The sequence below is a fragment of the Bradyrhizobium sp. UFLA05-108 genome (genome assembly GCF_059803455.1).
Genome location: NZ_JBANAZ010000009.1, coordinates 145,557 through 157,562, shown reverse-complemented (window position 1 = coordinate 157,562; position 12,006 = coordinate 145,557). Strand labels below are relative to the sequence as shown.

Genomic DNA, 12,006 nt, shown 5'->3' with positions numbered 1-12,006 from the left:
TCAGACATGTTCGTCGGCAACGCGCGACTTCGATCGGCGCAGGACCTTTGGCTAGATTCGCCTTTGGTCTAGATCCATTGGTTTGATTCAGGCGGCTCCTATTCGGGATCAAGGTTGGCCTCGCGGCCTCGAAGGGCAGGACACAAGTTTATTCGTTTGCATGAGGTGCCGGCATTTCGGAATTGGCACCTGCCTAGCATGGATATGCCGCGCGAAGGGCATATCGACGTCTTGATTGTTACCGGCGGAAAGACCTTCGCCATGTTGGCCAGGCCTTCCCGCCACTCGTTTTGCGCGCAGGTTCACGTCCTTCAGAGACGATGATCATGCGGATGAGCGTCGGTTATTCGTTGAAGCCATTGATGAGTGCGTAGTGCCGTGACCAGGTGTCCTGCTTGCTCAGCCCGAGTCGAACTAGAGCACCGATTCTGCTCGCAATGCGGCGCCGGTCTAAACCGTGCCGCCGACAAGTCTTCCGGGCCCTCAACCTCAGGCGTAACGGAGCGCGAGGCGCGATCCGCTTCGCAACATCCCACCTCGCGGGCGCAGCTGCTGACCGAGAACAAACAGGTCAGCGTGCTGTTCGTCGACGTCTGCGACTCGACCTCATTGTTGCAGCACGCAGACCCCGAGGAATCCCGGAACTATCTCGGCAGGACGCTGAACCTGCTTGCCGATGCAGTCGAAACCTTTGGAGGCACCGTCAGCCAATTGCTGGGAGACGGCCTCGTTGCATTGTTCGGCGCGCCTCTGGCGCAGGAAGATCACGCCTTGCGGGCCTGCATGGCCGCTCTGAAGATGCAGAGGGCAACCATTCCCGGCCACGAAGCGCAAGGCGTCGCCAGCCCGACGCTGCGCATCGGCATCAACTCCGGCGAGGTCCTGGTCGGTATCGTCGGACAGTACCAGTGGTCGCATTACGGTGCGGACGGCCAGACGATCCACATCGCGTCGCGGCTTGAGAAGCTGGCGCGGCCGGGCGGCATCTTGATCAGCGCGGCGACGCAGCGCCTGGTCGCACAGCAGATCGACACACGGCAGGTCGGAATAAAGCCCGTGCGTGGATTGGTTGCCCCGATCGAACTTCATGAAGTCGTGGTCGAGACCGAAAGCTCGGCGGCCGCGCCGTTGACGCGAAAGCAGCGCTGGGCGCCGCTGGTCGGACGCCAGGAGTTGCTGACTGTGCTGGCGAGCGAGCTCGAGATCGCCAGGACGGGCGCCATGCGGACGATTGGGCTGCGCGGCGATGCCGGCGTCGGAAAGTCCCGCCTGATCGGCGATTGGACAGGCGCTCTCGCAGGCCACGGTGTGAACCTGTGCATCGCGCAGGCGAGAGGTTATGCGAGCACGAGAGCGTACAGCACCGCGGCCGATCTGATCGCAAGTCTGTTGGAGCTGCCTCGCACGATCGCGAGCGACGTCAAGCAGACCGCTGTGCAGGTCTTGCTCGCGAAATGGCCGGCAGAAGGCGCCGACCATCTCCCGGCTTTGAGCGATCTGCTCGGGCTCGCCGTGCCGAACGAAGCATGGCTGGCGCTCAATCCGGCGCAAAGGCGGCGCCGTATCGGCGAGGCGCTGCTGTGGCTCGTTCGCCAGCGGGTCCAGGCAGGTCCGTTCGTGCTGGTGCTCGAGGATGTGTTCCTGGCCGATCGCGACAGCCGGCGGCTGTTCGAGGCCTTGTTGCCCCGGCTCCAGGGTCTGCCGGTCATGATCTGTGTCAGCTACCGTCCGGATTTCGAGCATCAATGGGGACAGACGACGTGGTTCGCCGAGCACCTGGTCGAGCCCCTCCGGAACGGGGAGATGCTCGCCCTCGCGCGGGCCTTGCTCGGCGATGATCCCTCCCTGCTGGGAGTGACCAGCGAGCTGGTTCGCCGCGCCGACGGCAATCCCTTCTTCATGGAGCAACTCGTCATCACGCTGATCGATGACGGATCACTCGAGGGGACGCCGGGCGCCTACCGTTTACAGCGGCCCCTTGGGGAGTTGCGAGTCCCGGGGTCGATCGCCGCCGTAATCGGGGCGCGGGTCGACAGGCTGCCTGATGCCGCAAAGTCGGCATTGGAGGCGGCGAGCGTTCTCGGCGATCCCATCACGCGAGAGCTGATCGCCGCGATGCAGGACGAAGACCTCGCGCGCACCGAGGAATTGCTTGGTCTTTGCGTCTCGTCCGGCTTGCTGACGAGCCCCGATCCCACGGGGCGTTCCCTGGAGCAGCACGCTTTCGTGTTCCGTCATGCACTGGTCAGAGACGTCGTGCTGGGGACGCTGACCCGCGCCCGCCTCAAGGCGCTGCATCGGCTCGCTTTCCTGGCCTTGCAGTCGCAACCCGGTGCCGAGGACGCCGATGCGGCGCCGGCCCTGGCCCATCACGCCTTCAAGGGCGAGGAATGGGAGCATGCGGCAAGATATGCAGTGAAGTCGATGGCGCGTGCCATCTCGCGCTCGGCCAATCAGGAAGCTCTGCAACTCTTCGAGATGGGCATTGAAGCGGCTCGCCGCGCCGACCGCGCGCCGACCGCGCAGGCCTTGGAACTCGCGCTCCGGCTGGAAGCCATCGGCGCCATGATGGCCCTCGGACACATCGACGAGATCTTCAACAACATGGAACGCGCGGAAGCAATTGCCGCGCAGCTGAATGACCAGCCTGCACGCGCATCGGTTTCGACGCAGACGGCGGTGTTTCTGTGGATGCGCGGACGCTTCGAGCAAGGCCTGCGGCATGCAACACAGGGCCTGGAAGCCGCCCGCCTTGCGCAGCGTCGTCGTATGGTGATGGCGGCGCATCAGGCGCGCCTGATGCATTTCCATGCTCTCGGTCGGTATGCGGAGGCGGGCGCCGAGGGCGGTGTCCTGCTGGCCGAGTACGGGCCCGAGTTGGCTGGGCACTATGTCCAACCCGGATGGGCTGTCATCCCCATCATCAACCTGTACGCATTCCATGCCAGCACGCTGTGGCGCCTCGGCGATTACGAAGCGGCCCACGAGGTCTGCACCCTGGCCTACGAGATTCTGTCCAAGGCCGATCATCCATATTCGCGTCTGCTGGTCGACACGGTCCAGGCGCAGATCTGGGTCGAGAAGGAGGAACTCGACGATGCAGAGGCCTTGATGCGCAAGTCCGTGCAGCAATGCATCACGCACAACGTGCCGACCACGCTGGCGTGTTGCTGGGGGGTGCTCGGCAACGCACTTGCGCGCAAAGGCAAGGCCTCCGAAGCAGTCGCGGTGCTTGAAAAAGGCTTCGCAGACCGGATTTACGACGCGGCCGGTCCTTACGGCAGGACGTTCATGCGCGTCGGCCTCAGTGTTGCTTATCGCGCTCTCGGAAACCTGAACGATGCGATCAGCACCGGACGCAAGGCAGTCGACCAGGCCGGCGAAGAGTACGGGCACCGGACGGAAGCTCTTTACGAGCTGGCCGTGACACTGCGGCGCGCGGGCGACGAGGCCGCGGCCAGGGCATGCTTCGCACAGACCTCCGACGCGGCGCGTCGTCTCGGCATGGCCTTCTACCAGAAGCGGGCCGCTGCAGCGCTTGCAACGCGACACCAGGATTGGCACCCAGCATGAAAAACACGACCCCCGAGCCCGATGCCTTGCCGCCGGGAGTTCGCAGCATCTCCTACGGGATCTTTTGTTGGGCCAATCGCCATCCGGGCGCCTTGCGCGCGATCGGAAAAGTGCTTCGGCGCTGGCCGTTCGTCGGCGGCTGGTTGGGCATGGCGGCGCGGGCGAGCGCCGTCAAAGCGGTGCTGAAGAGGCCGAACAGCTTCTCGAACACGGCGCATGCTGCCAACCTCTCGGCCGGCGACTATCTGATCGGCATGGATCCCGGTCCGACCTATGTCGCCGACAGGCGTTTGCTGGATGATCGGCTGGCTCAACTGAAACCGACGTTGCCGGCCGCAGCCGACGTGGCAGTCCAACAATACGTTCAAACCCTCCAGGCGCTCGGGACGAACAAATCGTTCGATCTCATTGACGACTACCTGATGTGGATCGTGTTTCTTGCCATGTATCCCTTGTTCGGCGCGGCGACGGACAAGGTGGCTGCGGGCGCCAACGGCAACGTCAGCGACCAGGGACTGCAACGGCAATATCTCCTGGAGATCCGCTATGTGGCGGGGCAGCTCCTGGCCGGAAGTTCGGCGACGCTGAGGGTGCAGCGCAGGGCCGAGCTCAACGCAGACGCGCTGAAGTCGCGCATCGCGGGCGTGAAAACCGACATTCAAAATGCGTGGGGCTTGCCGGGTTCTGCCGACATTGAGCGAAACGCAGTCGGACTTGCTTGGATTTCGCATCCGGTGACGGTGCAGTCGGGGGCCCTTGCCGTGCAAGAGCTTCTGGGTCGCCCCAAGGTTCACAAGGCTCTGCGAGAGGAGGCGCGGCGGCTCCAGCAAATCGGCCCGCCCGAAGTTTGGCAGAATAGGGCCTTCCGCGACTTGGTGCGAAACCATGTGCTCGAGCTCATGCGCTTCCGGCCGATCTTTCCGCTGCTCGCGCGCAATGTGCCGCGCGACACGGAATTCGAAACGGGCGCGCGGCACAATGCAACGTGCTCCGCCGGCGGAAAAATGACGATCTGGTCGATTGCGAGCTTGTTCGATTCCAATGTTGTGAAGGACAGCAACAAGTTCTGTCCCGCGCGCAACTGGGGCAAGGACGAGGATCTGCGGTGGTTGATGTTCGGCTACGGCACTCGCCAGTGTCCCGCCATGGTTTACGCGGTCGAGATCCTGACCAGTGCGCTGATTGGCCTGTTGATCCTGCCCGAGCTGCAACTGGCGCAGCGTGAGGGCAAGGCCATCACCTACGACGGACCGCTGATGTCGCGCATGCGCGTGAGTTTCATTTAGCAGGCGGGAGGGGGACGGGCATGCTCGAGATGGTCCGCCAGCAGATGATCTGCATCGTTGTGCCAGGCTGGGACGGCACGACTGATCTTTCGGAAAACAGCCCTGTTTGCACTGCGCTGAGCGCGCTGTTCGCGAACGTAGAGGTGGTCCAGTTCGCCTCGATCGCGCTACTGCCGGCGAGGGCGGATGCGGACGATCCGAGGCCCTTGCTGATGCTCGAGCTTGCCATCGAAGAGGGTATCGATCCCGACGATATGCTCTACCGGCTCGTCTGTCATCCAAGCGAAGCGATGTGGTCGCTCTACAGCAGGTTCTGGCCCGGCGGTGGTCCAGCGCGGCAGAGCGATCGCAACAGTCAATTGCACGAAAAGCTGATGAAGTGCCTCAGCATCGCCGATGGCGGCTTCATCGGCGCCCGCGACCGAACGGCCCGACAGATCGAGAAGGAGCAGGAGCTGCTTGAATGGACGCGGGACGAAGCGCGGGCCATGAAGGCAACGGAGCAGTACGGCGATGACCGTGCATCGTTCGCGCTCGCGCTCGCACAACGGGCATTCAAGAACCCGCAATTCGATTGGGCGATCGCGCCTGCTCCGCGATCCTGGTGGCGCGGGAAGGGCGCAAGTATCTCCGCAAAGCTCGGCTATGTGCTGACGATCTTCGTGCTGTGGCTGGCCGCGGTCTGGCTGGTGGGCGCGGTGCCGCGTGGCCTGGTTGGCGTCTACACCTGGCTGTTCGGCGCACCATATTCCGGCGTGCAGACCGTGGCGGACGCCGTTTGCGAGGCGAGCAGCTGGGTGATCTGGGTCAGCATCCGTGGTGTACTGGCGCTGGTCGGGGTCGGGTATCTGGCATGGCTGGTCCTGATCGCACTGCCGGCGGTGTCCAAGTCGTGGCGGCGCTGGCTGGAGAGTGTGGGTCGCGAACTCGACCGGCCCACGGAGACGTGGTCGTCATGGTCCACCTATTGGGTCGGCTGGATCGTCGGCGTGCCGATCGTCCTGGCCGTCGTCGCATTCGCGCTGGTCTTCACCTTCTATCCCGCGGCGATCGTGGACGCGTACGATGCATTGACTGCGAGATTCCTCGGATGGCAGATTGTCCTCTTCTTCGTCCTCGCGATCATCGCGTTGTTCTGCGTCGTCGGCGTGCTTTCCCGGATCGATCAGCAGCTTGCGGCGGTCGGCAACTGGTTCTTTCATCCCTACGAAGACGATGTGCCTCGCGCACAACAGGTCCATACGTCGATTGACCAGTGCGAAGGTCTGGTGGTGCGCGAAACCGCGCACATGGTCAGCCTGACGGATATCCGTAGTCGGAATGGCTGGAGTGCCTGGTGGATCCGGGCGTCGCTGCGCATCGTGACACTGTTTGGACGGGTGTTCTTCACCGAAGGCCGTCTGGGTAGTGCCCCGGGCATTCATTTCGGCCACTGGCACATCATCGAGGAGGGGCGCCGCTATCTGTTCTGCTCGAATTATGATGGCAGTTTTGGCGGCTATCTCGACGATTTCATCAATGGCGCGTCGATCGGAACGACCTTGGCGTGGCGGTGGACCACGCTGAAGCGCCGCGGATCGGCGGCGATCGGCCAGCCCGCCGTCGACGAGCCGCGCAGCTTCCCGCCGACGCGATTTATCCTGTTCCGAGGCGTGAAGTGCGAGCTGAGGTTCAAGTCATATGCGCGCGACAGCATGCTTCCGCATATGTTTCGCTTCGACGCGCGCAAGGAAACGATCGACGAGATCAACCTCGCCACCGGGCTTCGCGACGCTCTGTTCGGGGAGCGCAACGACAGCAATGACGACCTGATTATGAGGGCCATCGAATCATGAAAGCGCAGGCGCCGCATCTTTCGAAGCAGTTCGATGACATCCAGGGAATGCTGAGGAGCGGCTACAGTTGGCTGAAGAGCAGCCGCTTCTGGTTGCTGACGATCAAAGACGGTCAAGAGAACGCGGCGCGCGCGTGGCTCGTAAAACTCGTTGCGAGTGGAGTGGTCGCCAGCGCACATGACGTCGGGAAATCGAGAACGCATCCGATTGAGAGCGCTGCGGCGATCGCGTTCAGCTTTTCAGGGCTCACCAAGCTCGGATGCATGGAAACCAAAGAGCATCCATTCCCGACACCATTCCGCAGGGGCATGGGTAGCGACGAGCGTGCGCTACTTCTGAGGGACAATCCCCGGGAATGGCGTTGGTCCGATGTTGACGGTGCCGCCTGCGGCCCCGTGCACGTTCTGATTGCCGAGTGGACGCCGAAAGGTGCCGGGCCCCTCATTCCAGATGTGGACGAGGAGGTGTTCTGCGTCATCAGGGTCGAGAACGACCCTTGCTCATTTCGGAAAGTAGAAGGCGACACGGAAGAGAAATTGCACGAGGCATTTGGGTTCCGCGACGGTCTCGCGCAACCCGTGATCCGGGGACTGAGGCAAGATGACGGCGTCGGACTGAGCACGGCGAAGGCGGAAGCCGGCTCGCTGTATGACGATCGCGTCGTCTCACCTGGAGAGTTTATCCTCGGCTATCGCAACGAATATGACGAACTCACCTACTGCCCAAACGTGGAGGGGTGGACTCAATCGGGCCGCGCCAGGCATCCCGGTGGTCGCTTTGCCTTGAACGGAAGCTACCTGGCCGTGCGCCAGATCGAGCAAGACGTGGAGGCGTTCGATGCCTTTCGGTTGGCGAACGGTCAGGGCATCTGCGAAAAGCTGATGGGCCGCCAGGAGAATGGCTTGCCGCTCGGGTGGAAATACAACCCGAATAACCCAGTGTCGGATTCGAAAGCCGACGCATTCCGCTTTCGTGTCGAGGACGCCAACGGCTTCACGTGTCCGAAGGGAGCTCACATTCGCCGGGTGAATCCGAGAGATACGCTGGGCGTCGATGTGCAATCGAGCATCAAGTCGACCAAGCTGCACAGACTGCTTCGCCGTGGCCGGCCGTATCGCGAGGACAGCGACGGCAAAACGCGCAAGGGCATCTTCTTCATCGCCTGCAACGCGGATCTCGAGCGGCAGTTCGAGTTCATCCAGCAGCGCTGGGTGCGGAACCCGAGTTTCGTGAACCTCCACGCGGATGATCCGTTTGTCGGGTCGTCTGACCCCAAGACCTTCCCCAAGTCTTTCTCCATGCCGGGCTTGGCGAGCGGTGAAGAGATTTCCCTGGCGACTTTCACGACAACGTTGGGAGGAGGTTACTTCTTCCTTCCCGGAATCGCAGCGCTCGGGTTCATCGTCGGGAATGAGAGCATTTCAAAGCCCGCGGCATCGGAGGTGGCTGAAGCCGCCATGTCCTGAAAAGCCGCGGCGCGGCGCTGCACCCCGGCGCGACGCGCGAACACGCGCTTAATCCTGCGGCTCTGACGCCGTGTCGCCTTGTGCGTCGATGCGCAGCCATCCGGAGGGTGCGAGGCGCTGCTGCGGCAGGAAGCGCGCCTTGTAGTCCATCTTCTTCGAGCCCTCGATCCAGTAGCCGAGATAGACATAGGGCAGGCCCTGGCGCCGCGCGCGGGCGATGTGGTCGAGGATCATGAAGGTGCCGAGCGAGCGGCTGACCTGGCTCGGCTCGAAGAAGGAATAGACCATCGACAGCCCGTCGCTGAGCACGTCGGTCAGCGCCACCGCGAGCAGCTCCTCGCCGCGGCCGGTGATGCCGCTGTCGGGGTCGCGCTTGCGGTACTCGATGATGCGGGTCTCGACATGGCTGTCCTCGACCATCATGGCGTAGTCGAGCACGGTCATGTCGGCCATCCCGCCATGGCGGTGGCGGGAGTCGAGATAGGCGCGGAACACCGAATACTGCTCCGAGGTCGGGACCGCGCTGCGCTGCTCGCCGATGACGTCGGCGTTGCGCGCCATCACCTTGCGGAAGTTGCGGGACGGGCGGAACTCGTTGGCGACCACCCGGACCGAGACGCAGGCCCGGCATTGGTCGCAAGCGGGCCTGTAGGCGATCGACTGGCTGCGGCGGAAGCCGCCGTGGGTCAGGAGGTCGTTGAGGTCGCCGGCGCGGTCCCCAACGAGGTGCGTAAACACCTTGCGCTCATGCCGGCCCGGCAGATACGGGCAGGGCGATGGCGCCGTAAGGTAGAATTGGGGGGTGTCGCGCGAGTGCTGGGTCAAGGGACGTCGTGGGCCTCCGAAACGGGTATCAGCATCGCGCTACGGAGGCCCATGGTCAATCGGTCAGCTTACAAGGTGGTTTAAGAGGCGCTCTAGTAGGTTCTGGCGGTCTGCGGAACGGGCGAGCGGACGGAGTTATTGATGACGACAGTTCCCAGCACGATGTCGTGCAACAAGCGCCGGCGGCCGTTGAACAGGCCGACCAGGACCACGAGCGGCGTCAGGAACGAGATCGACACCCAGAACAGCACCGCGTGCATGGCGCCGAGTACGAAATAGCCGGGCGCGCCGTACCAGGTGCGCAACTCCAGGTCCATCACCCGCATGCCGACCGTAGCGGAATGCGGACCGCCGATGCAGGCGCCGTAATAAACCACGGCCCAGATCACCGAGGCCGGCCAGGCGAGCCAGAACAGCGCCCAGCCGAGGCCGAGCGTGACCACGCCGAACACGGCGATGAAGACATAGCCAAGGATGACCGGGACCGAAATCACGATGAGGTCGATCAGGAATGCGAAGACCCGTCGGGTCGACACGCCGCGGAACAGCTCCGGCTGGAGGTAGGGATCGTAGGCATGCGGCGGAACCCCGCCACCATTGCGCCAGGGACTCGAGTTGGGGCCCGAATTGCCCGCGTCCGAATACGACATAATCCGTCCTTCCGATCGGAAACACCCGTGGCAGCACATGGGATCAGGCCATCCCCCTGCCAAGGCCGCGGTGACCAACAAGCGGAAATATTCCGGCGATTCGGGGGCGGTGAACGTGGGCACTGTCATTCCGGGTTCGGTCCTGCGGGACCGCCCCAGAATGACGGGAGTTGTATTAACTCTGCGCTCTGATCTTCTCCGCCGCCTTCGGCGCGAAATACGTCAGCACGCCGTCGGCGCCGGCACGCTTGAAGGCGAGGAGGCTCTCCATCATCGCGCGCTCGCCGTCGAGCCAGCCGTTGCCGGCGGCTGCCGCGATCATCGCGTATTCGCCGGAGACCTGGTAGGCGAAGGTCGGCATTGCAAAAGTGTCCTTCACCCGCCGCACGACGTCGAGATAGGGCATGCCAGGCTTCACCATCACCATGTCGGCGCCTTCGGCGATGTCGAGCTCGACCTCGCGCAGTGCTTCATCGGTGTTGGCGCTGTCCATCTGATAGGTGCGCTTGTCGCCTACAAGCGTCTTGGCCGAGCCGATGGCGTCGCGGAACGGGCCGTAGAAGGCGGAGGCGTATTTCGCCGCATAGGCCATGATCTGCACGTCGAGCAGGCCGGCACGGTCGAGCTCCTCGCGGATCGCGCCGACGCGACCATCCATCATGTCTGACGGAGCGATGATATCGCAGCCAGCCTCCGCCTGCACCAGCGCCTGATGCACGAGCACGGCCACCGTTTCGTCGTTCAGGATCCGGCCGTCGGCGATCAGGCCGTCATGGCCATGGCTGGTGAAGGGATCGAGCGCGACGTCGCAGAGGATGCCGATGTCAGGGAATTCCTTCTTGATCGCGCGCACGGCCTGGCAGACGAGGTTGTCCGGATTGGTAGCTTCCGATCCGTGCTCGTCGCGCAGCGAGGCTTCCGTGTAGGGAAACAGCGCGAGGCAGGGGATCGTCAGCTTCATCGCGCGCTCGGCCTCACGCACCGCCTGGTCGACGCTGAGCCGCTCGACGCCCGGCATCGAGTTGACTGCCTCGCGCTTGTTGCTGCCATCGATCAGGAACAGCGGCCAGATCAGATCGTCGGTGGTCAGCACGTTCTCGCGCACCAGGCGCCGCGCCCATTCTGCCTTGCGGTTGCGGCGCGGGCGGACGATCAGATCCAGGCCTAGATCTTTGGCAGAGGCGGCCGCCGCGCTTCCGCGCGCCACCTCGCGTAATTCGATCGGACGTCCGTACTTGATCGCCATCGTAGGTCTCTCCAGCGCGATGATTTATCATCGCGCTTAGTTGTTGTTTGGGCATGGTCTTTTCGGAAAACCGCTGCACACTTTTCCGGATCATGCCGAACTAGAATTATTCTTATACCAGCTCGCATGGTTCCCGTCACCGCGGCTTGACCTTCCGCAACCCGGTAGCAGACCGATTGATTTTGCCGGGCGAAGCGGCCAGAAGGGGAGCCATGTCCGAGATCTCAACCCGCGATGCCGCCCGCGACAGCGCAAGAGACGGCGCAATGTCGGTAGCTGCGCTGTCGTCCGAGCGGCCAGAGTCCGACGAGAACGTCTGGACGCGGCGGCTCGTGCTGTTCCTGCGCGTGATGGCGCTGCTCTCGATCCTGAAGGGTCTCTATCACTGGGCGCAGGTGACTGGCTTCGTTGGCGGTGAGGACGATGCGTTCGAGAACCAGTCGATGGCCTGGCAAGCCGCGACCGTCTACTTCGCCGTGATCGAGCTCGTCGCTGCCGTCGGCCTGTGGCTCGCCACGCCCTGGGGCGCTGTCGTGTGGCTCACGACTGTGGTGTCGATGGCGGTGATCGAATTGATGTTCCCCGGCATCTATGGCGGCAGTCTCATTGTGGTCGCGGTCGAAGCCTTCATGCTCGCCGCTTATCTCGCGCTCGCCTGGATGGCCGCGCGCGAGCGCCCGCCATAGACGTCGATACACAAGCCCTCGTACCCCGGACGCAGCGCAGCATGCAGTGATGCGCTGCTGAGCCGGCGGCCCACGATCTGCTACGCGGCATCTCGGTCCCGGCTCTGCGCTCCGCTTCGCTGCGCTTGTCCGGCGCACGAGAATATTGCTCTTGGTTGATCGATCGTTGCCTCGAATTTGAGGCAAGTTTTCGAAGATCCCGCGTGATCCGCCACAGCTCTTACGCGCCCGTTTCGAAACAGGGCAGGGCTGTTCTGGAATGCGACAAGTGGTGCGGACGGAGGGTGAACAGGACCTTGCCACCGTCAACAGAGGGTTGCGAAAAGTCCTTGTTGCACAGGCTTAATCCGCGATTCACTGTCTTAAATTCATGATCTCTTTATTCTCTTATTTAAGCTGATCTTCAAACGCCTCCCCTTAAGTTGCAGCTATCAGGCGA

Annotated in this window: 8 protein-coding genes; 5 read left to right on the top strand and 3 right to left on the bottom strand. The window is 63.1% G+C overall.

Annotated elements, in window-relative coordinates; all coding sequences use genetic code 11:
* The first annotated feature begins 549 nt into the window (after positions 1 to 549).
* From SO140_RS09605 to SO140_RS09590, 4 genes are read left to right on the top strand one after another with little or no spacing between them, the layout of a single operon-like run.
* A complete protein-coding gene (locus tag SO140_RS09605) occupies positions 550 to 3,573 on the top strand; it encodes an ATP-binding protein (protein WP_498542538.1) in 3,024 nt (1,007 codons plus the stop codon).
* Entirely contained in the window at positions 3,570 to 4,859 is a 1,290-nt protein-coding gene (locus SO140_RS09600) for a cytochrome P450 (RefSeq protein WP_449380693.1), read from the top strand. Before SO140_RS09605 ends, SO140_RS09600 begins: the two co-directional genes overlap by 4 nt.
* Positions 4,860 to 4,879: 20 nt before the next feature.
* Positions 4,880 to 6,694, top strand: a complete 1,815-nt coding sequence (locus SO140_RS09595) for a hypothetical protein (protein WP_474800156.1) — start codon at positions 4,880 to 4,882, stop codon at positions 6,692 to 6,694.
* Positions 6,691 to 8,160: a Dyp-type peroxidase gene (locus SO140_RS09590; RefSeq protein WP_449380691.1), complete on the top strand. Its 1,470-nt coding sequence runs from the start codon at positions 6,691 to 6,693 to the stop codon at positions 8,158 to 8,160. Before SO140_RS09595 ends, SO140_RS09590 begins: the two co-directional genes overlap by 4 nt.
* Positions 8,161 to 8,208: 48 nt before the next feature.
* On the opposite strand, the gene SO140_RS09585 is transcribed toward SO140_RS09590, so the two are convergent.
* From SO140_RS09585 to hemB, 3 genes are all read right to left on the bottom strand, one after another.
* Positions 8,209 to 8,985 (bottom strand): arginyltransferase, encoded by a 777-nt coding sequence (locus SO140_RS09585; RefSeq protein ID WP_449380690.1) that lies wholly within the window; start codon positions 8,983 to 8,985, stop codon positions 8,209 to 8,211.
* Between the two features lie 92 nt (positions 8,986 to 9,077).
* Entirely contained in the window at positions 9,078 to 9,635 is a 558-nt protein-coding gene (locus SO140_RS09580; RefSeq protein ID WP_449380689.1) for an RDD family protein, read from the bottom strand.
* Positions 9,636 to 9,810: 175 nt separating this feature from the next.
* Entirely contained in the window at positions 9,811 to 10,881 is a 1,071-nt protein-coding gene (gene hemB, locus SO140_RS09575) for a porphobilinogen synthase (protein ID WP_449380688.1), read from the bottom strand.
* 212 nt (positions 10,882 to 11,093) lie between these two features.
* Here hemB and SO140_RS09570 point away from each other — a divergent pair, with 212 nt between their 5' ends.
* On the top strand, positions 11,094 to 11,567 hold the full coding sequence (locus tag SO140_RS09570) for a DUF6163 family protein (RefSeq protein WP_449380687.1): 474 nt from the start codon (positions 11,094 to 11,096) through the stop codon (positions 11,565 to 11,567).
* The last annotated feature ends 439 nt before the right edge of the window (positions 11,568 to 12,006 follow it).

Coding starts and splice junctions, on each gene's coding strand:
- SO140_RS09595 (WP_474800156.1), top strand. CDS start 4,880: ATGCTCGAGATGGTCCGCCAGCAGATGATCTGCATCGTTGTGCCAGGC.
- SO140_RS09570 (WP_449380687.1), top strand. CDS start 11,094: ATGTCCGAGATCTCAACCCGCGATGCCGCCCGCGACAGCGCAAGAGAC.
- SO140_RS09580 (WP_449380689.1), bottom strand. CDS start 9,635: ATGTCGTATTCGGACGCGGGCAATTCGGGCCCCAACTCGAGTCCCTGG.
- hemB (WP_449380688.1), bottom strand. CDS start 10,881: ATGGCGATCAAGTACGGACGTCCGATCGAATTACGCGAGGTGGCGCGC.
- SO140_RS09600 (WP_449380693.1), top strand. CDS start 3,570: ATGAAAAACACGACCCCCGAGCCCGATGCCTTGCCGCCGGGAGTTCGC.
- SO140_RS09590 (WP_449380691.1), top strand. CDS start 6,691: ATGAAAGCGCAGGCGCCGCATCTTTCGAAGCAGTTCGATGACATCCAG.